Genomic DNA, 20,762 nt, shown 5'->3' on the forward strand with positions numbered 1-20,762 from the left:
AACGACTCGCCTCGCAGGCGAACACAGGAGGGGGAGCCGTGGCGAAGACCGCGCTCATCACCGGCGTGACCGGCCAGGACGGTTCGTATCTGGCCGAGTTGCTGCTCAACAAGGGGTACACGGTCCACGGGCTGATACGTCGCTCGTCGAGCTTCAACACCGAGCGGATCGATCACATCTACCAGGGCCCCGAGGAGGCGGACCGCTCGTTCGTGCTGCATCACGCCGATCTGGCGGACGGCGTCGCGCTGGTGAATCTGATGCGCGACATCCGGCCCGACGAGGTCTACAACCTCGGTGCGCAGTCGCATGTCCGGGTCTCGTTCGACGCCCCGCTGTACACCGGCGATGTCACCGGGCTCGGTGCCGTCCGGCTGCTGGAGGCGGTCCGGGCCAGCGGCATCGAGACCCGGGTCTACCAGGCCTCGTCCTCCGAGATGTTCGGCGCCAACCCGCCGCCGCAGAACGAGCGCACCCCGTTCCATCCGCGCAGCCCGTACAGCGTCGCGAAGGTGTACGCGTACTGGGCGACGGTCAACTACCGCGAGGCGTATGGCATGTTCGCGGTCAATGGCATCCTGTTCAACCATGAGTCCCCGCGCCGTGGCGAGACCTTTGTGACCCGGAAGATCACCCGGGGGGTGGCCCGGATCAGGGCCGGGCTCCAGGACCGGCTGCATCTGGGCAATCTCGACGCGGTACGGGACTGGGGGTACGCCCCCGAGTATGTGGACGCCATGTGGCGGATGCTCCAGTGCGACGCCCCGGACGACTATGTGGTGGCCACCGGCGAGGGGGTCAGCGTCCGGCAGTTCCTGGAGTTCGCCTTCGAGCACGCGGGCCTCGACTGGCGGGAGCATGTGCGCTACGACCCGAAGTACGAGCGCCCGAGCGAGGTCGACGCACTGATCGGGGACGCGTCCAAGGCGGAGGAACTGCTCGGCTGGAAGCCCGTCGTGAGGTCGCGGGAACTGGCCCGGATCATGGTGGACGCGGACATCCGGCAGCTGGGCGACCAGCTCACCGGCGCCGCCGTGCGGGTGGACCGGTGAGCGGGCCCGGGAGAGCACCGGGCGCCGCCGACAGCCACACCGTGATGCCGTACCCCGGTGCCCGGACCGGATCGGCACTCACCCACAGCACCCGGCCGGCGCCCGCCGCGTCCATGCCGGGGACCCACACCGGCGCGACCTCGGACCCCACCGGTCACCCGGTGGACCCGAACGCGTCCGCACCGGGCGGGGCCCTGGGCCCCGCCCACTCACTCGCCCTCACCGGCAGCGGAACGGACAGTCTCCGCGTCCGGCCGGGCGAGGCAGGAACCGCGGCCCTGGTGCCGCAGCTCGTTCTCACCTTCGGAGCTGAATGATGAACGGAAGTACGGGGCGAAGCCCTGGGGGACGCGGCCGTGTGCGGGCCGCCGCCACCGCGCTCTGCCTGCTGGCCGGAGCCCTGACCGCGACCGCGGTCAGCGCGTCCGGGACGGCCGCGCTGACACCGCCGGTGTCGATCACCGCGGACGACCTCACCACCTGGCAGACCAACGGGATCGTCTGGACGATGGCCGCGAGGGACGGTGTCGTGTACACGGGCGGCACCTTCTCCACCGTGCGCCCGCCGGACGCCGCGCCGGGCACCGCCGAGCGACCGGCGGTCAACTTCGCCGCCTTCGACGCGGCGACCGGCGCGCCGACCGGCTGCACCCTCTCGTTCACGCAGTCCTCGGGGACCGCGACCGTACGGGCGCTGGCTCTCTCGCCGGACGGCAAAACCCTTTACGCGGGAGGCCAGTTCGGGTCGGTGAACGGCGTCGGGGTCAGCAACATCGCGGCGATCGACACCGCGACCTGCACCCCGCGCGACGACTTCAAGATCTCCGTCTCGGCGACCGTGCGGGCGCTCGCCGTCACCGCCGGGACCGTCTATCTGGGCGGGGACTTCAACAGCGTGGGCGGCCAGACCCGGAACAAGTTCGCCGCCGTCACCACGGGCGCCGATCTGCTGCCGTTCAAGGCGAACGCGGACGAGGTGGCACGGGCGGTCGAGGTGACCCCGGACGGCCGGCACGTGCTGCTGGGCGGGGACTTCTTCACCGTCAACGGCACCAAGTCGCACGCCCTGGCCGTGGTCGACGCCACCACCGGCGCACTCACCAAGAGCTATCCCGGATTCATCCCGGACACCTCCACGGTCCAGGACCTGACGACCGACGCCACCGGCTTCTACACCGCCAACGAAGGCACCGGTGGCGGTGTCTTCGACGGCAGGATCGCGATCGACCTGGACGACTTCCAGCAGCGGTGGCGGGACACCTGCCTCGGGGCGACGCAGGCCCTGCTGATCCACTCGGGCGTGCTGTACAGCGGCAGTCACGCCCACGACTGCTCCAGCATGGGCGAGTTCCCGGACCAGGAGCGCAAGCATCTGCTGGCCCAGTCGGTCGACGACCCCAAGCTGCTGCCGTGGTTCCCGGACACGAACGACGGCATCGGGGAGCCGGTGGGGCCGCGGTCGATGTCCCAGACGGACAGCGGGGGCCGCCACTATCTGTGGGTCGGAGGGGAGTTCACCACGGTCAACGGCTCGCCCCAGCAGGGCCTGACCCGGTTCTCCGACGGTCCGGACACCGGAGCGCCCTGGGTGCCCAACGTCAGTCTCTCCACGGTCGCTCCGGGCCGGATCACCGTCAACTGGCAGGCCAGCTTCGACGCCGACGACGGTCAGCTGACCTACCGGATCTACAAGGACGGGGCGAGCACCCCCGTACACACCACGACGGGGTACTCGCTGTTCTGGGACCGGCCGCAGCTCACCTGGGCGGACACCGATGTGGCGGCGGGCGAGACCCACTCGTACCGGATCACCGCGAGCGACGGCACCAACACGAGCGCCAAGTCCCCGGCGCAGTCCGCCACCGTGGCGACCGCCGCGCAGCGCTACCCGGCGCGGGTGCTGGCCGACGGGGCCTCGCTGTACTGGCGCTACGACGAGGGCTCCGCGACCTTCGCCGCCGACACGGGCAGCGCGCTGAGCAACGGATTCCTGCGCAACGGTCCGGCCTACCGGCAGACCCCGGCCGCCATCGCCGGTGACTCCACCGCGATCGGGTTCAACGGCCTCGACGAGTACGTGTACGGCAACAAGCGCTACGCGCAGCCCACCCGCTTCTCCGCGGAGACCTGGATCAAGACCACCACCACCCGGGGCGGGAAGATCATCGGGTTCGCGAACAAGATCATGCAGAACAGCACCACGTTCGACAAGCACGTCTATATGCGCGACGACGGGCGGCTGGTCTTCGGCGTACGCAGCGGAAGCACCCGCACCGTCACCACGTCCGGCGGCTACAACGACGGCAAGTGGCACCATGTCGTCGCCACCCAGGGCACCGGCGGCATGACGCTGTACGTGGACGGGAAGCTGCGCGCGTCCAACCTCCTGTACACGGCCAACGAGAGCTACCCCGGCTACTGGCGGGTCGGCGGCGACAGCCTCTCCGGCTGGCCGAACCGTCCGACCAGCAACTACTTCGCCGGCCAGATCGACGAGACCGCCATCTACCCGACCGCGCTGAGCGCTTCCCAGGTCAGCGCGCACTATGCCCTGAGGAATGGCTGATGCGGTATCCGTTCCTGGCCGGTGCCGCCGTCGTCGTGATGACGGCGGCGCTGGCCGCCTGCGGCTCGTCCGCCGACGGGAACGGTTCGAAGGCCGCGGGTGCCCACAGCCCCGCGGCCTCCGGGCCAGCCGTCACCGGGCCGTCCGCCGCGGGCCCGTCCGCCGAATCGCCGGCCGAACCGGGGTCCGGGGCCGACACCGGGGCCGGCACCGGGCCGACGAGCGAGGGGCCGAAGGTGCCCGCCGACCGGATCACCCCGGCCACCGGTTCCTTCACCGAGGAGCAGAAGGGGTATCTGGTGAACCGGGTCCCCCAGGGCATGGACCCGGCCGCCGTGCTCCAGAACGGGCAGGAGACCTGCGACCGGATCGGCTATCTGGTCAAGGCGGACCGGGAGATCGCCGTCGGCGCGATCGTGACCGGCGAGATCCCCGAAGCGAAGCCCGCCATCGCCCATCTATGCACCCAGCACCGCGAGTTGGTGAAGGAGGCCGCCCGCGGCTACCCGGACGGCACACACAGCGGCAAGACCCTGCGGCCGGGCCGCTACCACTCCGTCTCCCCCACCGGCAGCTGCTCCTGGCAGATCGCCGGGGTGGGCGGCAAGGGCCTGGGGTCGGGCACATCCGGCTCCGGGAAGCGGGTGGAGATCACCCTCCCGAAGACGGCCCGCACCTTCACCTCCACAGGCTGCTACGCCTGGCTGCCCGAAGGAGAGACCGGATGACCAAGCTGCCGATCGCCGTGGCGATCCCGACGAAGAACGAGGGCCTGAACATCGCCGAGGCGGTGAAGTCGGTGCTCGGACACTTCGAGGCGGTCGTCGTCGTGGACTCCCACAGCACCGACGGCACGGCGAAGATCGCCGAGGAGTGCGGGGCCGAGGTGGTCACGTACACCTGGGACGGGGGGCATCCGCGCAAGAAGCAGTGGTGCCTGGACCATGTCCGCACGGACCTGGACTGGATTCTCCTGCTGGACGGCGACGAACGGCTCAGCCCCGGACTGCTGGCCGAGCTGCGGGAGATCTTCGCCGATCCCGCGTCACCGAAGCCCGCGGCATATGACATACCACTGGGCTACTGGTTCTCCGGGAAGCGGCTGAAGCACGGCTACACCATCCGCAAGCGCTCCCTGACCGACCGCACCCGCTGCCACTACCCGGAGGTCGGCGACCTCGACGCGCCCGGGATCGGGGAGGTCGAGGGCCACTACCAGCCGGTCGCCCCGACCGCGGGCTCGCTCCGCAACCCCATCGAGCACCAGGACCTCGATCCGGTCACCGCCTGGTTCGAGCGGCACAACCGGTACTCGGACTGGGAGGCGTGGCTGGAGCACCACCCCGACGTCAAGGAGCAGGTGCGGAAGGTCAAGTCCCGGCAGGGGCAGCTCTTCCACAAGGCGCCGTTCAAGCCGCTGGTGTCGTTCGCGTACATGTACCTCTACCGGCGGGGCTTCATGGACGGGCGGGCGGGCTTCGACTTCGCGCTGGCGATGAGCTTCTACCGCTGGCAGATCGCGCTCAAGTCACGCGAGAACCGACCGGGTTGAGCCGTCTCGTCTCAGCCGTGTCCGTTCAGCCGGTCCTCCGGCGGACCACGTCCTCGTAGGTCCGCCGGAGGGTGGCGGTCACGACGCCGATGGTGAAGTCCTCGCCGACCAGCTCCCAAGCCGCCTTCCCCGCGGCCTCGTTGGCGCCCGGCTCCAGGAGGTCGAGGATCGCCGCGGCGACCTTCTCCGCGTTGGCCGCGTCCTCGCCGACCCGGCTGTCGATCACCCGGCCCGCCCCCGCCCGTGCCACATCGGGGCCGAGACCGCAGGTGCGGGTGATGACGACGGGCGTGCCGACGGACATGGCTTCGAGCACGGAGACCCCGAGCGGCTCCTCGATCGACGGCAGCACATAGACATCGGCCTGCCGCCCGGCGGCGAGGACCTCCTCGTGGCCGAGCGGTCCCACATGGTCCAGGGAGTCCGACACCCCCATCCCGCGGGCCAGTTCGAGGGTTCCGGGAAGGGCTCCGGTGTCCGGCCCCGCCAGCACGAAGCGCGCGTCGGGATACCTCGCCAGGACGGTCGGCATCGCGGCGACGAAGTCCTCAGGCCGCTTGCGTTCCTGGATCCGGGCGAGGAAGAGGACGGTCGGGGGACGGTCCGGGTCCCGTGCGGGCTTGCGCTCCTGCGGGCGCACACCGTTGACCAGCCGTACGGTGCGGGTGAGCGGAACCGGCGCGGCGACGGCGTTCACATCGAGGCGCTCGGTCTCGGTCAGATGCAGCACGGCGTCGGCGCGGCGCAGCACCGTCCGCACCCCCAGCAGATCGGTGAGCCGGGCGACCTTGTTCTCGGTCGGGTCGACCATGCCGTGCGTCTGGACGACCAGTGGGGTGCGGGTGGCAAGGGCGAGCAGGGCGGCGGGCAGGGTCACCAGGTCGCGCATCAGATGGATGTGTACGAGGTCGGCGCCCCGCATCATGCGGCGGGCGGCGAGCAGCAGCGCGCCGGAGGTGATGCCGCTGACCTCGAACCTGGGCAGCAGGTGCCGCGCCTGGAAGAGGTGGACGGGAACTCCCTCCACCTCTCGGGGCAGTTCGCCGTGGCCGAAGCCGTCGCCCAGGGCCAAGATGCGGGCGTCGTCGCCGTCAGCGCGCTGGATCTTCGACAGGTTGAGCGCCACCCGGGTCGGGCCGCCGAAGGCGTGGTCCGGGGTGTGCAATGTGACAACGTGCAGGATCTTCACCAGGGTTCCCCTCGACCTCGGCCGACTGTTCACAGACTAGTCATCGCATCACCCCAAGTGGGCTGATTCGTTAGAGTGTTCACCGGTCCACGGAACGGGGGGCGCATGACGTCCGTGCAGGAATCGGCGCCGCCCGCACCCGTGCACGGCGGCGGTCCGGGGCCACTCCGGCCCCCGGCCCGGCCCATGGCATGGGCGATGCTGTCGCGGGCACTGGCCGTGCCGCTGATCCTGGGTCTGGTGTGCTTCCTGCCCGCGGTGATCGCCGCGCAGCCCGGCACGGGGGTCCGGGACAACGGCTACTGGCTCCAGCTCGCGCTGACCTGTTACGCGGGTGCCCGGCTCGCCACCATGATCCTGTCCACCCGACGGCGGCTGCTCCAGGGCGTCTTCTGGATGTTCGTGTACATCGCGATGGGGGTGGCGCCGTTCGCCCAGGCGGTGATCGGGCAGACGCCGACCCCGCTGGTCGGGCCCCGCTCGGACCTGGTGACGGCCGTCGCGATGATCCTCGTGGGCTGTGCCGCGTTCGACCTGGGGGCCCTGCTGGCCTCGCGGCGGCCGCTGCGGCGCCGCACGGGCGGGCGCGGTACCGCCGCCGGCCCGGCCACCGCGCACCCGGTGCGGCTGCGGCTGCTGGTGCTGCTCGCCTTCGCGGCGAGCGCGTACTACGTGCTGAAGCTCGGCGGGCCCGCCGTCTTCTTCTCCAGCCGTCAGGAGATCAGCGCGTCCGTCGCGGTCAGCGGTGTCGCGTCCACGGAGTCGAATGTGGGCTCGGCCTTCCTGAAGGGCTTCGGTACGGTCCCCGCGCTGCTGGCGCTGCTCTTCTACACGCGGCGTCTGGTGACCTCGCACCGGGCCCGCCGCTCGCCGTCGACGGTGCTGGTGTGGGCGGGTCTGGCGCTGCTCAACATCGTCGTGAACAATCCGGTCTCCAACGCCCGTTACTGGTTCCTGACGGTGCTGGTCTCCCTGCTCTTCACCGCGTTCCCGAGCAGCGCCGCGATGTACCGCTCGGTGCTCGCGACGGGCGTCGTCGGGGCGCTGGTGCTGTTCCCGTACGCGGACCGGTTCCGTTACGACGACGAGGGGTACCGGCCCGTCCAGTCGGCGTCCGTCTTCGAGCCGCTGGCCACCAAGGACTACGACCAGACGGTGATGTTCGCCAACACCATCTCGTGGGTCGACGCGCGCGGCCACACCTACGGCCGCCAACTGGCGGGCTCCGGACTGTTCTTCGTGCCCAGGGCGGTGTGGAGCGGCAAGCCGGAGGACACCGGGGTCCGGGTCGGGCAGTGGATGGGGATGAACATGACCAACCTGTCGGCCCCGCTGTGGACCGAGTTCTGGGTGGACTTCGGTCCGGCCGGGATGGCCGGTGGTCTGGCCCTGATCGGCTACGCGGCCGCCCGCACCGACCGCAGGTACGCGCTGGCCGTCTCCCGGGACGGGCCGGGACCCGGCAGTGTCCTGGCGATCGCGGCTCCGCTCATCGCCGGGTACACCTTCATCCTGCTGCGGGGACCGCTGCTCCAGTCCGTGGGCAAGCTCGCCATCGCCGCGCTGTGTCTGCTGCTCGTGAGCAGTTTCAGGGACCGGAAGGGACGGGGTCCGCACTGACGGCCGCTTGCCGTGACGGATTCCGGCGGCGCAGCCGGGACACCCTCGTCCAGGTGGCGGCGGCCTTGCAGAACGATCCCAGGCACAGGCCCCAGGCGGCGCCGGGCACTCCGGCGAGCAGATAGCCGCCGGTCAGGAAGGCGACGGAGGCCAGCGAGAACACCACCTGGATGGCCAGGGTGGTCCGGGGGTCGAGCATCCGCAGGGCCAGCAGCCCACAGGTGCCCACCGCCATCGCCACGTACTGGCTGCCGGTCGCGGGCAGCAGCGCCGAGGCCGCGGGCCACGTGTCGCCCAGCAGTTGGCGGCCGGCCGCGTCGGGCAGCAGGGCGAGCACGGTGGCCCAGGCGGCGGCGGTCGCGGCCAGGACCGCGGCGAGCGCGGCGGTGGCCCGTACCCTGCGGCGCTCGTCCCCGACCCGGCCGAGCAGCGGGGGGCCGAAGCCGGTGGCCGAGGTGAACAGCACGTTCAGCGGTCCGAACAGGGTGGTCGCCCCGCGCAGCGCGCCCACCAGGAGCGGGTTGCCGACCGTGCCGAGAGCGAGGACGGAGAGCTGACCGGTCGCGTTGCCCACCCCGAACTCCACGACGAAGCGACGGCCGAGGTGACCGCGCCGCAGCAGCGGGCGCAGACTCAGCGGGGTCCCGGCCACCTCGCGGTGGAGCAGGGCGACGGAGAGCAGGAGGGCGGGCAGCGCGGACAGCCCCCAGACGGCGATCAGCCGTGCGGCCCCGGCGCCGTACGGCTGTGTGGACAGCGCGGCCAGCACGCAGCCGAGCCGGAGCAGGTCGGCCGTCAGCGCGAGGTGGGGCTGCTGGAGGGTGGAGAAGGCGTACCGCACGGCGTCCTGGCCGAGGACCACGGGCAGCACGACGCCCAGCATCAGCAGGGCGCGGGCGGTGTCGCCGGGCAGGAAGAGACAGACCGCGGCGAGGAGCGCGCCGAGCGCCGCCGCGCCGAGCAGGGTGAGGACGACGGCCGAGCGGCAGGCGCCGCGGATCTCGTCGCTCCGGCCGCGTTTCAGTACGAGGGGCTGACCGGTGTGGGCGCCGGAGATGCCGAGCAGCACGGTGAAGACGAGGTACACCGCCGAGAAGCGGGCGAAGTCGGTCATGGTGGAGAGCCGGGCGGCCGCCACCAGCACCAGGATGTTGGTGAGGGCCGCCACGCCCTGGTCCGCGACCGAGCAGACGATCGCGGTACGGGTCCTCACGGGCACCCGTGAGGGGGCCCTCATGAACGCCCGGCGGGCAGGTTGTAGGCGCGCAGGCCGAGCGTTTCGGTGGGGTCGCCGGTGGTCGCCGGTCCGGCGACGGGGGCGCCCGGACCACCGCCGGTGCGGCGGCGCGCGGACTTCTGCCGTTTGGCGCGCCGCGTGCGGGCGAGGCGGCCCCGGGCGGGGTGCAGCAGGGCGCCGAGCACGGAGCCGCCGGACGCGCCGATGATCTCGCGGATGCGTTCCAGGTCGCTGCGGTGCACCTCGCGCGGGTCGCAGACGACCATGACGCCCTCCACCCGGTCCACCAGGGCGACCGCGTCGGCGTACGACAGGACGGGCGGGGCGAGGACGATGACCACGGCTCCGGGCCGGTCGGCCTCGGCGACGATGCGGCCGACGGGCGCGGAGGTCAGGGCACGCGGCACGTTGTCCACCTTGGCCCCGGCCACCAGGGCGAAGGCGCCGGAGCCGGGGACGTCGACGTTGGCGCGGCTGCCCGCGGGCCAGATGCCGCCGCCCTCGTGGGCCCAGCGGGGCCGTACGCCGTGTGCCGCCAGGTCCAGTTCCCGGGCCAGCGACGGGGTGCGCAGATCGGCCTCGACGAGGAGTACGTCGCGGCCCATCTCGGCGAAGGCGGCGGCCAGGTTGACCGCTGCGGCCGCCGCCGCCGCGTTGTCGTCGCGGGGCGCGGTGACCAGCAGACGGCGGCGCTGGGCGAACGCCGGGTCGTAGGCGAGCCGGAACGCCACCGCCCGGTACTCCTCGGCGAGCCTGCTGCCGCCGCGGCCGATCGCGAGCAGGGTGCCCGTGGCCGTGCGCTCGCGGGGCAGGGTGCCGAGCAGCGGGGCGCCGAGGGAGCGGACGAGTTCGCGGGTGGAGCGGACGGCCGGGTCGAAGACGAGGCGCACCCAGGACAGCAGCAGGCCGAGCGCGAGGCCGAGGACGCCGCCGAGCCCGAGCAGCAGCGGCAGACCGGCTCCGGTGGGCCGTGTCGGGGCGACGGGCTTCTTGTTGAGATAGCCGGGGGTGGTGTCCAAAGCTTTCAACTCGGAGATTTTGCGCGTGAGTTCGGAGATGGAGACGATGAGGTTGGCGCGGGCGCTGCTCACGTCGTCGGCTTCGTTCGCCCCGATCTGCTGTTCCAGCAGGTCGCGCTTGTCCTCCAGCGGTTCCAGCTGGGCCCGGTAGCCGATGGCCATGTTCGCGATGCTTTCCTCGGTGCGCGCCTTGCGGTGGGCGAGGTAGGCGTTCGCGAGGGCCTCGGCGCGGACACTGGACTGGGCGGGGGTGCTGCCGGTGTAGGAGAAGCGGAGCGTGAGGGTGTTGGGCGGGTTGGTGACCTGGAGGCCGGAGAGCAGCTGCCCGGGGAGGACCGGGTCGCCCTGCTCGGCCAGGGTTTGTGCGGCCAGGGTGCCGACGGTGTCGCTGACGGCGTTCTGCCGCTCGGAGCCGATGTTGATGCCCTTGTCCGCCGAGGCGCCGGTGGCGAAGGGGTCGGCGGTGGCGGAACGGACCTGGACCTCGCCCGTGGCGGTGTAGGTGTCCTCTCCGGCGAGGGCGAGGTAGCCGCCGCCGAGGAGGCCGACGACGACACCGGCGGCCAGCAGCGAGCGGTAGCGCAGGAGTTGGCGGAACTGGTCGCGCAGCAGCGCCGGTTCGTCCTGTTCCTCCAGGGCGCGGATCGGATGCGTCATCGGGGCGGGCTCCCTTGTGCGTTCCCTGAAGCGTTGCCGTGCGCGCCACCTGGTGCGTCGCCAGGCGCGTCGTCGCCAGGCGCGTCGTCGCCAGGCGGGTGATTGCCGGACGTGTTTCCTGAAGCGTCGCCCGGCACGGTGTTCTCGTGCGCGTCGTGCCGTACGTCGCCCAGGAGCTCGGCCAGCAGGGCGTCGAAGCGGGCCAGTCCCGCCTCCCGGCTCAGGTGGTGGGTGACATAGCGCGGTCCATGGGCGCCGAGCGCGTCCGCCGCGGCGGGGTCCCCCGCGAGCTTGCGTACGGCGGCCAGCAGGGCGTCCGGGGCCTCGGGGGCGACGAGCACTCCGGCACCCGAGCGCCGCACCTCGTCCGCCGTGCCGCCCTCGTCGGCGACGGAGGCGACGACCGGGCGCCCCGAGACGAAGTAGGAGGTGAGTTTGGACGGGACGCTCATATCGAGGACCGAGGCACGCTGGGTCACCGCGAGGACATCGGCGGCGGCGAGGATGTCGGTGAACTCCGCCGCTCCGGCGGGCGGCAGGAAGTCGAGGTTGGCCAGCCCGGCGGCGCGGGCGCGCAGCGCGTCGCGCTGGTTGCCGTCGCCCATCAGCACGACCCGGACGTCCGGTGCCCGGCGCGCCGCGTCGACCAGTACCTCAAGCCCCTGCTTGAGGCCCATGTTGCCGGAGTGCAGCAGGACCGGGGTGCCCTCGGCCCAGCCCAGCCGGGCCCGGGTGGCCGCCCGGTCGGCGGTCGGGCCCTGTACATGGGTCCAGTTGGGCACCAGACGAATGCGGGCGGGGTCCACGCCGAGGGCCCTGACGCCGGGTACGAAGCTCTCGTGGATGACCCCGACGAGTGCCGCGCCGCGCAGGGCGTAGCGCTCGGCGGCAGCGGCCACGGCTGCCGCCCGGCCGCCTCCCCGGATACCGCTCTGCGCGGCCGCCGCGCCCATCAGGTCCTGGACGACGGGGAGGTAGGGGACGCCGTGGCGGTGGGCGATCCGGGCGCCGATGACACCGCCCGCGAGGCTCGGCATCTGGGCGATCACGGCGTCCGGCCGTCCGGGCGGCGGCGCGAGGAGCCCATGCCCGAGGACACTCGCCTCGAACGCCGCTCTGCGCAACGCCGTCTGACGGGACGGCACATAGTGCCTCCGGCGGTGGACGACGACGGCCTCACGGGTCTCCGTGGCCCGCCACACCCCCCGGTAGCGGGCGTCGAGGCGCCACGACGGGTAGTGCGGCATGCCGGTGAGCACCTGGAGCCTGGCACCGGAGGCGGCCCAGTGCTCGGCGAGCTGGGTGGCGTACGGGCCGATGCCCGTGAGCTCCGGTGCGTAGTTGGTCGAGACCACCAGAAGACGGCGGTTCTCGAACGGCCTGTGCTGGTCGCCAGCGGACATCACACGATCGCCTTCCCCCCGGAACAGCATCCGCTCCCCTCGGGGAACAGCCCACTGCTGAGCTTATCCGTTCACGGGTTGCACAAGTGTTCTTCACAGTATGGTCGTTGGACATCACCACACATCACGTTCACCGTGGGGGGAGAGAACGGATGGTGCAGCACAGAGTCGGTTACGCGCCGGGGGTGTACGACCTTTTCCATGTCGGACACCTGAACATCCTGCGCCACGCCCGCAGTCAGTGCGACTACCTGGTCGCGGGGGTCGTCTCGGACGAGATGGCCGCCCTCGCCAAGGGGCACAAGCCGGTGATCCCGCTGCCCGAACGGCTGGAGATCGTGCGCAGCGTCCGCTACGTGGACGCCGCGTTCGTCGAGACGGTGCCGGACAAGGTCGAGACCTGGCAGCAGGTCCGGTTCGACGTCATCTTCAAGGGTGACGACTGGCGGGGCACGGCGAAGGGGAAGCGGCTGGAGCGGGACTTCGCCGAAGTGGGCGTGGAGGTCGTCTACTTCCCGTACACCGTGCACACCTCCAGCACCCAGTTGCGCCGCGCGCTGGAGGTCCTGGTCAGTCAGCCCGGAGCGCTCTCAGCTCCCTGAACCATTTGACGAGGAACGCCACCAGGAACACGGCGTGCACAACGGCGAGCACGGCGTACCCGGCCCGGAACGCCCCGGGTGCGCCGAGCAGCGGGAACACCAGGCAGAACACCCCGTAGTCCGCGGGAAGGAGCGCCACGGCCCGCACCCGGGACACCGGTGGGGCGCCACCGGCGGGGACCGGCCGGGCGGCGGCCCTGCCCAGCTGTTCCCGCAGCAGTCCGGCGCAGAAGGTGAGCACCGCGACGAACAGGAAGCCCAGCGGCAGCAACAGCCAGCCGTGACTGGGCAGTTCGCCGAAACGGTAGAAGGAGATCAGTACGGCGGTGTGGACGAGGATCATCTTCGCGCAGTCCACGACATGGTCCAGCCACTCACCGTCGGGTCCGCCGCGTCCGGTGAGCCGGGCTAGCTGCCCGTCGGCCGAATCGAAGGCGAAACCGGTCACCAGCCCCGCCCAGACGGCGAGCCCGATCCCCCACGAGGGTTCGGCCAGGGCGACCGAGGCAATGGCCGCGAAGGTGAACAACGCGCTGATCAAGGTGACTTGATTGGGTGTCAGCCCCGCCCGGTGGGCCCCCGCCGCGAGCACCCGCCCCGCCGGCCGGTTCACGTACCGCGAATAGAGCGAGACGCCCTTGGCCGTTTTCTGTGCGCCGCGCAATTCGCGCAGCACTGTACCCGTGCTTCCCATACGCCCCCCAGCGTCCGGCATTGCCCGCATCATGGCACGTACATGCCTCCTTGTGGGGTGGAGTCGGGATCTCCCCCGGACCGACCGGCGGATGGGGGCCGGCCGGTCTTACTCCGGAGGTAATCGACCCCACCCGGGCCCCCGCGTCATGGTGTGCGTACCGCACCGGAGCACCGGAGCGGTACGGCAGAGGCCCCCAGGGGCCCGGCGAGAGGACCGGCACCATGACCGCACACGAGGACGCCGTGCAGCGCTACTTCACCGCCTGGAACACCACCGGGCCCGAGGAGCTGGAGAAGGCGGTGGCCGCCGCGTTCACCGAGGAGGCCACGTACACCGACCCACTGGCCGACGCCCGGGGGCACGACGGTCTGGTGGCCGCGATCAGCGGCGCGCATCAGCAGTTCCCCGGCTTCGGCTTCCGGCTGACCGGTACCCCGGACGCGCATCACGACCTCGTCCGCTTCACCTGGGACCTGGTCTCCGAAGCGGACGGCTCGGCGCCCGCCGCCGGGTTCGATGTGATCAGGCTGGACGGGGACGGACGGATCAGCTCGGTCAGCGGCTTCCTGGACCGCTTGCCGGGGGCGTGAACCCGACCGCGTCCCAGGGGCGTGCAGCCCTTCTCCTCCGTCACTTCTCCCGGGTCAGCTGCTCGTCCAGTTCGTCGAAGAGCAGCTCGCTGTGGTCGACCTGCCCGGTCCGGTACGCGGACCGGGCCACCAGATGCGCGGCCACCGGGCCCGTGAGCATCTGGAAGAAGCCGATCAGGGCGAGGGTGGCCAGGTCCATTCCGCTGCGCAGCCGCAGCGCCACCCCGGCCAGCACCAGCAGCATCCCGAGCGTCTGCGGTTTGGTCGCGGCGTGGCTGCGTGCCAGGACGTCCGGCAGCCGCAGCATGCCGATCACCCCGAGCAGGCAGATCAGCGCGCCGACGAGGAGCAGCACGGCACCGGCCGTGTCGACGATCCGGAGCCAGACGTTCACCGTCGGCCCTCCTCACTGCCGGGGGCGGGCGGGGGTACGGGGCGGGACAGCGGCCGGTCGCGTACGGCGATGAAGCGGGCGATGCCCACCGAACCGGTGAAGCCGAGGAACGCCAGGACCAGCATGATCGGGAAGTAGAACGAATCCCGGGCGAACGCCGACTTGGCGCCGAGGCCCGCGATGATCAGGGCGGCGCACACATCCAGCGAGATCGCCCGGTCGAGCATGGAGGGACCGCGCCAGATCCGGATCAGCAGCAGCGCCCCGGCGACGACGATCATCACGACGGCGGCGGTCAGCAGGACCCGGTCGACGGTCTCGGGTGCACTCATGAGGCGTCCCTCCCACTGCCCGGAGGCGGTGCGGTCGGGGGCGGTGCGGTCGGGGGAGGCACGGCCACCCGCGCGATCTCGTCGCGGGTGCCGAACGCCCGTACGGTCAGCTCCTCAAGCCGCCACACCGAACGCCGGGCCGCTTCGAGCTCCTCCGGCCGGTCCGCGTCCAGGACGTGCAGGAAGACCGTGGCGGTGGCGCGGCGCACCTCGACGATCGCGCCGCCCGGCACGTTGGAGACGGCGACGGCGGTCGCGGCGAGCATCAGGTCGCTGCGGCAGCGCAGCGGTACGCCGATGACGGCCGCCCGGTGCGGATGCCCGGCGAAGATCTGCCGGGTGACCTTCACGCCCGAGGTGTACATGTCGTAGAAGAGGTAGGCGACGAGCCGCAGGATGCCCCAGAGGTGCAGCCGCAGCCCGAGGTCGACGCGGGGCAGCGGGAAGGCCAGGCAGACGGCGACGGCGACGACCACGCCCGTCAGTACGTTGGCCCAGCTCAGCGTGGACCAGAGCAGCACCCAGATCAGGGTGAGCCAGGCGATCAGCGGAAGGTCGAGCACGCGTCCGCGGCGGTCGCCGAACTCGCAGCTGAAGGGCGGCAGGTCGGCGTTGCGGAACGACAGGGTGAGGATGCGTCTCACCGGCCGAGCACCTCCTCGATGTAGGGCGTCCGCTTCAGGAGTTCGGCGGCCGAGCGGTCGGTGTACTCGGTCAGGGGGCCCGCGAACACGGTGAAGGCGAGGCCGAGCGCGACGGTGGCGGCGGTGGCCGCGGTCATCGTGCGGGGCAGCCGGGTCGTGGTGGTGACGGCCCGTCCGTGCAGGGTGGCGGCGACGACCCGGCCGGCCGGATGGTGCCGGGGCCCGATGCCCTCGTCGCCGGTACCGGGGATGTTGTCGGGGCCCGGGTCGGTGTCGGTGTCGCTGTCGTCGTTGTCGTCGTCGGCCTCCAGGACGGTGCCGTCGGCGGCCTGGCCGGGCGGAGCGGCCCGCCAGAACGCCAGGTTCCAGACCTTGGCCATCACGTACAGCGTGACGAGGCTGGTCGCCGTCGACCCGATGACCAGGATCCAGGGCCAGACCCCGCCGTCGGCGACACCGGCCCGCATCAGCCCGAGCTTCCCGATGAACCCGGACAGCGGGGGAATTCCGGCGAGGTTCATCGCGGGGACGAAGAAGAGGAGCGCGAGGACCGGGGCCGCTTTCGCGAGGCCGCCGAGCCTGGTGAGTTCGGTGGTGCCGCCGCGGCGTTCGATGAGCCCGGCGACGAGGAACAGCGTCGTCTGGACGGTGATGTGGTGGGCGACGTAGACGATGGCGCCGCCGTACGCCTGACGGGTGGCCAGGCCGATCCCGAAGACCATGTAGCCGATGTGGCTGATCAGGGTGAAGGAGAGCAGCCGCTTGAGGTCGGTCTGGGCGACCGCGCCGAGGATGCCGATGACCATCGAGGCGAGTGCGGCGGCCATCAGGAGGTCGCCGAGCCGGTTGCCGGGGAAGAGCAGGGTCTCCGTGCGCAGCATGCAGTAGACGCCGACCTTGGTGAGCAGGCCCGCGAAGACGGCGGTGACGGGGGCCGGGGCGGTGGGGTAGGAGTCGGGGAGCCAGGCGGCGAGCGGAAACACGGCGGCCTTGATCGCGAAGACGGTCAGCAGCATCGCCTGGATCAGGGTCTGTACGCCGAGCGGGAGTTCGCCCAGGCGCTGTGCCAGCTGCGCGAAGTTGGCGGTGCCGGTCGCCGCGTACGTCATGGCGATCGCGGTGAGGAACAGCATCGAGGAGAACAGCGAGATGATCACGTACGTGGAGCCCGCCCGGATCCGGGGTCCGGTGCCGCCGAGGGTCAGCAGGACGAAGCTGGCGACCAGCATGATCTCGAAGCCGACGTAGAGGTTCACGAGGTCTCCGGCGAGGAAGGTGCAGGAGACCCCGGCGACCAGGATGAGATACGCCGGGTGGAAGACGGCCACCGGTGTCTCCTCGTCCCGGTCGGCCATGCCCTGGCCGAGCGAGTAGACCAGCACGCAGAGCGTGACGGACGAGGAGACGGTGAGCATCAGCCCGGTCAGCCGGTCGGCGACCAGGGTGATGCCGAGCGGCGGGGCGAAGTCACCGAGGTGGACGGAGAGCGGTCCCCCGGTGTCGGCGGCGATCATCAGGATGACCGAGAGCGCCGTGACGGCGGAGAGCACGGCGACGCTGATGAAGCGCTGGAAGCGTTTGAGGCGGGTGCCGAAGGCGAGGCTGAGGCCGGTGGCGCAGAGCGGCAGCAGCACCGGCAGCGGGACGAGCGCGTTCATCCGGTCACTCCTCGGTCGTCGTGGTCGCCGTCGCCGCGCCCGTCGTGCGCGTAGTCCTCCGGGTCCGCGCCCAGGACGTCGTGCCACAGGTCGCCGGACGCGTCGCGGCCCCGCGCCTGGAGGGCGCGGTCGGCGCGCAGCCGGGAGCGCAGGCGGCGGCGCTCCTCCAGGTAGCGGTCGCGTTCCTCGCGGGTGGGCTCGGCCCCGGAGCGGTACTCCTCGCGCAGTTGGGCCCGCTCCCCCAGCACCTCGGCGCGCAGCACGATGCGCCGGTCCTCCAGGTCGTCGTGCACCTCGTCGGTGCCGGTGAGCTGGTGGCCCCGGTAGGCCATGGCGAGGAGGAACGCCGTGGTGGCGAGGGTGATGACGATGGCGGTGAGCGCGATGGCCTGCGGCAGCGGGTCGGTGACCCGGCGCAGCGGTACGCCGTAGAGCAGGGGTGCCGCACCGGCCGTGCCGGTGGCGGACAGGACGAGCAGGTTGATGCCGTTGCCCGTGATGACTGCGCCGAGCAGGATGCGGGTCAGTGGCCGGGTGAGCATGAGGATGCCCCCGACCGCGCAGAGCACCACGGCGGTGGCGAGGAGCGAGGCGCTGACGGTCATCGGGGGGTGCCTCCCGCTTCGGGGCCGCCGGCCGGGGCCAGTACGCCCGCCGCCCGTTCGATCTGCCGGTCGATCTTGGCGCCGAGGGCCCGCACGATGTCCAGGACGACGCCGAGGACCAGCAGGTAGACCCCGAAGTCGAAGAGGACGGACGTGCCCAGGTGGTAGTCGCCGAACACCGGCAGATGTCCGCGGTACGTCCAGGCGTGCAGCACGGTGCCGTCCACGAGGCCGAGCAGGGCGACTCCGGTGGACACGAAGAGGCCGAGTCCGGTGAAGAGTCCGGGCTGCAGGGGGGCCGCCTGGGCGAGTTCGAAGCGGCCGCCCGCCAGGTAGCGGGTGATGAGGGCGAGTCCGGCGACGAGTCCGGCGACGAAGCCGCCGCCCGGCATGTTCTCGGCGCAGAACAGCAGGTACACGGAGAGCACCAGGATCGGGTGGAACAGCAGCCGGGCCACCACTTCGAAGACGACGGAGCGGTGTTCGGGGGCGAGCGTCTGCCCGGCCGCCAGCCAGCTCCGCTCGGGGGCGGTGTCGAGCCCCCGCGACAGTCCGCCCAGCGGGCGCGCGGAGAGCGACCAGGCGGTCCGGCCCCGCAGTTCCTCCGGGGCCATGGAGCCTTCGCTGCGGCGGTGCAGGTAGATCAGGCTCGTCACGCCGATCGCGGCGGCGGCGAGCACCGCGGACTCCCCCATCGTGTCCCAGGAGCGCAGGTCGACGAGGATGGTGGCGACGACGTCCTTGAGCCCGTGGTGGGCGGTCTCCTCGACCATCGCGGCACCGGCCGGTTCGGCGGTACGCGCGGCGGCGGCGACCCACACCACCACGCCGACGGTCGCCGCGGCGGCCAGCGCCACCGGGATACGGGCGGCACGCCGCCATGAGCTGACGGACTCCTGGAAGTGCACCGGCATCCGGCGCAGCACCAGCACGAACACGATCATCGACACGGTCTCGACGCAGAACTGGGTGAGCGCCAGGTCGGGGGCGCCCTGGACGACGAAGAGCAGCGCCGCCCCGTATCCGGTCAGCCCCGCCAGCACGACGGCCTTCATCCGGCGGCTCACGGTCAGGCAGAACAGGGCCGCGGCGCAGGTCAGCACGGCGACGGCGCCCTGGAGCGGGGTGTCCCAGACCCGGGGCGCCGCCGCCCCTTTCCAGGGCCGGTCGGTGATCAGCACCGCGAGCTGCCCGGCGAGCATCACCAGGAGTGTGGTGGCGAGGTAGACGGACAGGGAGCCTCGCTGGACGAAGCCGGTGACCTGGAGGGCGAGGCGTTCCAGGCCCAGCAGCAGATGGCCGAAGACGCTGTCGGCGGTGGGCCAGGCGATCCGGCGGGAGAGCCGGGTGACACCCGTACGCCCGGCGAAGAGCACGGCACCGACCGCCCAGGCGACCGCCGACAGGAGCAGGGCGAGGCCGAGGCCGTGCCAGAGGGAGAGGTGGTAGGGGTGTGCGGGGGCGGGGAAGGCGGCCGCGTACGCGCCGAACAGCCGGTCGGTCCAGCCGACGCCGGGGCCCAGCACGAGTCCGCACAGGGCGAGCAGGGCGGGCGGGGCGAGAAAGGCCCAGCCGACGCGGTGGACGGGGGTGTCCTCGACGCCGGGTTTCCGGAAGAAGGCGCCCCAGACGAACCGGAGGGTGTACGCGGTGGTCAGCGCCGAGCCCGCGACGACAGCGGCGAGCGCCCACCGGTCGGCGGTGTCCCCGTGCAGCAGCGCTTCGAAGGCGGCTTCCTTGGCGGCGAAGCCGAGCAGGGGTGGCAGCGCGGCCATGGAGGCGGCGGCGAGCACGGCGACGGTGGCGACGTGCGGCAGCGCCCGGCCGACGCCGGAGAGTCTGCGCAGGTCGCGCGTTCCGGCCGCGTGGTCGACGATGCCGGTGACGAGGAACAGCGGCGCCTTGAAGAGCGCGTGAGCGAAGATCATGACGGCGGCGGCGAGCGCGGCGTCCCGGTTGCCCACTCCGGCGAGCAGGGTGAGGAAGCCGAGCTGGCTGACGGTTCCGTAGGCGAGGACGAGTTTCAGGTCGTTCAGGCGCAGCGCGCGCCAGCCGCCGAGCAGCATGGTCGCGGCGCCGAGCACCAGGACGACCGGCCGCCAGACCGGGATGTCGGCGAAGGCGGGGGCGAGCCGCGCCACGAGGTAGACACCGGCCTTGACCATGGCCGCGGCGTGCAGATAGGCGCTGACGGGGGTGGGTGCGGCCATGGCGTTCGGCAGCCACATGGAGAACGGCCAGAGCGCGGACTTCGACAGCGCCCCGAGGAGGACCAGGACGACGGCCACCTCGACGGCGAGGGTCGGCTCGGGCGGGTCGGCGACGATGGCGGAGATCCGGTAGGTGCCCGCCGCCTGACCGAGGATCAGGAAGCCGATGAGCATCGCGAGCCCGCCGAACGTGGTGACGGTGAGGGCCTGGAGGGCGGACCGGCGGTTCTTCTTGCGTTCGCTGCCGTGGCCGATCAGCAGGTAGGAGAAGACCGTGGTCAGCTCCCAGAACACATAGAGGGAGATCAGGTCGTCGGCGAGGACGAGGGCGAGCATGGCGCCCGCGAAGGCGAGCAGGTTCCCGGCGAAGCGGGCCAGTTGCGGAGTGTCGTCGCCGAAGTAGGAGGCGCAGTACAGGAGCACGAGGGTGCCGACTCCGGCCGCCAGCAGCACCATCAGTTCGGCCAGGGCGTCCAGGCGCAGGGCGAAGGAGACGTCGTACGCCGGGATCCACTGCCAGGACGAGGTGACCGACCGTCCGGAGGCCGCCATGTCCCACTGGGTGGCCGCCCAGACGGTGGCGGCGGCCGGGGGCAGGGCGAGGACGACGAAGGCCCGGCTGCCGAGCCGGTGCACCAGCGGGCCCGCGCAGGCCGCCAGCAGGAAATGGCAGACGATGAGCGCGGTCACCGTGGAGCATCCGGAATAAAGGGCACCAAATACAGATATATCCCT

At 71.8% G+C, this 20,762-nt stretch carries 19 protein-coding genes; 8 read left to right on the top strand and 11 right to left on the bottom strand.

What is annotated here, in order from left to right; translation table 11 throughout:
* The first annotated feature begins 38 nt into the window (after window positions 1-38).
* The 5 genes from gmd to OG413_RS36270 are packed head-to-tail and all read left to right on the top strand — an operon-like array spanning window position 39 to window position 5,170.
* Complete coding sequence (gene gmd, locus OG413_RS36250) at window positions 39-1,052, top strand: GDP-mannose 4,6-dehydratase (RefSeq protein ID WP_266812930.1); 1,014 nt, start codon at window positions 39-41, stop codon at window positions 1,050-1,052.
* Window positions 1,049-1,369: a hypothetical protein gene (locus OG413_RS36255; protein WP_266812931.1), complete on the top strand. Its 321-nt coding sequence runs from the start codon at window positions 1,049-1,051 to the stop codon at window positions 1,367-1,369. Before gmd ends, OG413_RS36255 begins: the two co-directional genes overlap by 4 nt.
* Window positions 1,366-3,618: a LamG domain-containing protein gene (locus OG413_RS36260; protein WP_266812933.1), complete on the top strand. Its 2,253-nt coding sequence runs from the start codon at window positions 1,366-1,368 to the stop codon at window positions 3,616-3,618. The genes OG413_RS36255 and OG413_RS36260 overlap by 4 nt, the downstream gene beginning before the upstream one ends.
* Complete coding sequence (locus OG413_RS36265) at window positions 3,618-4,346, top strand: hypothetical protein (RefSeq protein ID WP_266812935.1); 729 nt, start codon at window positions 3,618-3,620, stop codon at window positions 4,344-4,346. The genes OG413_RS36260 and OG413_RS36265 overlap by 1 nt, the downstream gene beginning before the upstream one ends.
* Window positions 4,343-5,170 carry a glycosyltransferase family 2 protein gene (locus OG413_RS36270; protein ID WP_266812937.1) on the top strand — a complete coding sequence of 276 codons (828 nt, stop codon included), beginning with the start codon at window positions 4,343-4,345 and terminating at the stop codon, window positions 5,168-5,170. The genes OG413_RS36265 and OG413_RS36270 overlap by 4 nt, the downstream gene beginning before the upstream one ends.
* Window positions 5,171-5,195: 25 nt before the next feature.
* Here OG413_RS36270 and OG413_RS36275 read toward each other — a convergent pair whose 3' ends face one another.
* The gene (locus OG413_RS36275; RefSeq protein WP_266812939.1) at window positions 5,196-6,359 is read right to left on the bottom strand and encodes a glycosyltransferase; all 1,164 of its coding nucleotides are present in this window, start codon (window positions 6,357-6,359) and stop codon (window positions 5,196-5,198) included.
* A gap of 186 nt (window positions 6,360-6,545) precedes the next feature.
* On the opposite strand from OG413_RS36275, the gene OG413_RS36280 reads away from it, so the two are divergent.
* Window positions 6,546-7,979, top strand: a complete 1,434-nt coding sequence (locus OG413_RS36280) for a hypothetical protein (protein ID WP_266813306.1) — start codon at window positions 6,546-6,548, stop codon at window positions 7,977-7,979.
* On the opposite strand, the gene OG413_RS36285 is transcribed toward OG413_RS36280, so the two are convergent.
* The 3 genes from OG413_RS36285 to OG413_RS36295 are packed head-to-tail and all read right to left on the bottom strand — an operon-like array spanning window position 7,948 to window position 12,295.
* Complete coding sequence (locus OG413_RS36285; RefSeq protein WP_266812941.1) at window positions 7,948-9,192, bottom strand: hypothetical protein; 1,245 nt, start codon at window positions 9,190-9,192, stop codon at window positions 7,948-7,950. The genes OG413_RS36280 and OG413_RS36285 overlap by 32 nt on opposite strands.
* Before the next feature lie 20 nt (window positions 9,193-9,212).
* Window positions 9,213-10,892 carry a lipopolysaccharide biosynthesis protein gene (locus OG413_RS36290; protein ID WP_266812942.1) on the bottom strand — a complete coding sequence of 560 codons (1,680 nt, stop codon included), beginning with the start codon at window positions 10,890-10,892 and terminating at the stop codon, window positions 9,213-9,215.
* Window positions 10,889-12,295 (bottom strand): glycosyltransferase, encoded by a 1,407-nt coding sequence (locus OG413_RS36295; protein ID WP_266812944.1) that lies wholly within the window; start codon window positions 12,293-12,295, stop codon window positions 10,889-10,891. The genes OG413_RS36290 and OG413_RS36295 overlap by 4 nt, the downstream gene beginning before the upstream one ends.
* Before the next feature lie 152 nt (window positions 12,296-12,447).
* Here OG413_RS36295 and OG413_RS36300 point away from each other — a divergent pair, with 152 nt between their 5' ends.
* Window positions 12,448-12,897, top strand: coding sequence for an adenylyltransferase/cytidyltransferase family protein (locus OG413_RS36300; RefSeq protein WP_266812946.1), 450 nt, complete (start codon window positions 12,448-12,450; stop codon window positions 12,895-12,897).
* Here OG413_RS36300 and OG413_RS36305 read toward each other — a convergent pair.
* A complete protein-coding gene (locus OG413_RS36305) occupies window positions 12,866-13,591 on the bottom strand; it encodes a CDP-alcohol phosphatidyltransferase family protein (RefSeq protein WP_266812948.1) in 726 nt (241 codons plus the stop codon). The genes OG413_RS36300 and OG413_RS36305 overlap by 32 nt on opposite strands.
* Window positions 13,592-13,815: 224 nt before the next feature.
* On the opposite strand from OG413_RS36305, the gene OG413_RS36310 reads away from it, so the two are divergent.
* Window positions 13,816-14,184, top strand: a complete 369-nt coding sequence (locus tag OG413_RS36310; protein ID WP_266812950.1) for a nuclear transport factor 2 family protein — start codon at window positions 13,816-13,818, stop codon at window positions 14,182-14,184.
* Between the two features lie 40 nt (window positions 14,185-14,224).
* Here OG413_RS36310 and mnhG read toward each other — a convergent pair whose 3' ends face one another.
* From mnhG to OG413_RS36340, 6 genes are read right to left on the bottom strand one after another with little or no spacing between them, the layout of a single operon-like run.
* Window positions 14,225-14,578 (bottom strand): monovalent cation/H(+) antiporter subunit G, encoded by a 354-nt coding sequence (gene mnhG, locus OG413_RS36315; RefSeq protein ID WP_073720861.1) that lies wholly within the window; start codon window positions 14,576-14,578, stop codon window positions 14,225-14,227.
* The gene (locus tag OG413_RS36320) at window positions 14,575-14,910 is read right to left on the bottom strand and encodes a monovalent cation/H+ antiporter complex subunit F (RefSeq protein WP_266812953.1); all 336 of its coding nucleotides are present in this window, start codon (window positions 14,908-14,910) and stop codon (window positions 14,575-14,577) included. The genes mnhG and OG413_RS36320 overlap by 4 nt, the downstream gene beginning before the upstream one ends.
* Window positions 14,907-15,554 carry a Na+/H+ antiporter subunit E gene (locus OG413_RS36325; protein WP_266812955.1) on the bottom strand — a complete coding sequence of 216 codons (648 nt, stop codon included), beginning with the start codon at window positions 15,552-15,554 and terminating at the stop codon, window positions 14,907-14,909. The genes OG413_RS36320 and OG413_RS36325 overlap by 4 nt, the downstream gene beginning before the upstream one ends.
* Window positions 15,551-17,212, bottom strand: a complete 1,662-nt coding sequence (locus OG413_RS36330) for a Na+/H+ antiporter subunit D (protein WP_266812957.1) — start codon at window positions 17,210-17,212, stop codon at window positions 15,551-15,553. Before OG413_RS36330 ends, OG413_RS36325 begins: the two co-directional genes overlap by 4 nt.
* Complete coding sequence (locus OG413_RS36335; protein ID WP_266812959.1) at window positions 17,209-17,817, bottom strand: Na(+)/H(+) antiporter subunit C; 609 nt, start codon at window positions 17,815-17,817, stop codon at window positions 17,209-17,211. The genes OG413_RS36330 and OG413_RS36335 overlap by 4 nt, the downstream gene beginning before the upstream one ends.
* Window positions 17,814-20,717: a Na+/H+ antiporter subunit A gene (locus OG413_RS36340; protein ID WP_266812961.1), complete on the bottom strand. Its 2,904-nt coding sequence runs from the start codon at window positions 20,715-20,717 to the stop codon at window positions 17,814-17,816. Before OG413_RS36340 ends, OG413_RS36335 begins: the two co-directional genes overlap by 4 nt.
* Between the last annotated feature and the right edge of the window lie 45 nt (window positions 20,718-20,762).

This window comes from Streptomyces sp. NBC_01433, assembly GCF_026340105.1.
Classification (GTDB): domain Bacteria; phylum Actinomycetota; class Actinomycetes; order Streptomycetales; family Streptomycetaceae; genus Streptomyces.

What these genes read in the sequence shown, in the direction of transcription:
- OG413_RS36260 (WP_266812933.1), top strand. Translation starts at nt 1,366, where the DNA reads ATGATGAACGGAAGTACGGGGCGAAGCCCTGGGGGACGCGGCCGTGTG.
- OG413_RS36265 (WP_266812935.1), top strand. Translation starts at nt 3,618, where the DNA reads ATGCGGTATCCGTTCCTGGCCGGTGCCGCCGTCGTCGTGATGACGGCG.
- OG413_RS36270 (WP_266812937.1), top strand. Translation starts at nt 4,343, where the DNA reads ATGACCAAGCTGCCGATCGCCGTGGCGATCCCGACGAAGAACGAGGGC.
- OG413_RS36280 (WP_266813306.1), top strand. Translation starts at nt 6,546, where the DNA reads ATGGCATGGGCGATGCTGTCGCGGGCACTGGCCGTGCCGCTGATCCTG.
- OG413_RS36290 (WP_266812942.1), bottom strand. Translation starts at nt 10,892, where the DNA reads ATGACGCATCCGATCCGCGCCCTGGAGGAACAGGACGAACCGGCGCTG.
- OG413_RS36295 (WP_266812944.1), bottom strand. Translation starts at nt 12,295, where the DNA reads ATGTCCGCTGGCGACCAGCACAGGCCGTTCGAGAACCGCCGTCTTCTG.
- OG413_RS36300 (WP_266812946.1), top strand. Translation starts at nt 12,448, where the DNA reads ATGGTGCAGCACAGAGTCGGTTACGCGCCGGGGGTGTACGACCTTTTC.
- OG413_RS36305 (WP_266812948.1), bottom strand. Translation starts at nt 13,591, where the DNA reads ATGGGAAGCACGGGTACAGTGCTGCGCGAATTGCGCGGCGCACAGAAA.
- OG413_RS36310 (WP_266812950.1), top strand. Translation starts at nt 13,816, where the DNA reads ATGACCGCACACGAGGACGCCGTGCAGCGCTACTTCACCGCCTGGAAC.
- OG413_RS36320 (WP_266812953.1), bottom strand. Translation starts at nt 14,910, where the DNA reads ATGAGTGCACCCGAGACCGTCGACCGGGTCCTGCTGACCGCCGCCGTC.
- OG413_RS36330 (WP_266812957.1), bottom strand. Translation starts at nt 17,212, where the DNA reads ATGAACGCGCTCGTCCCGCTGCCGGTGCTGCTGCCGCTCTGCGCCACC.
- OG413_RS36335 (WP_266812959.1), bottom strand. Translation starts at nt 17,817, where the DNA reads ATGACCGTCAGCGCCTCGCTCCTCGCCACCGCCGTGGTGCTCTGCGCG.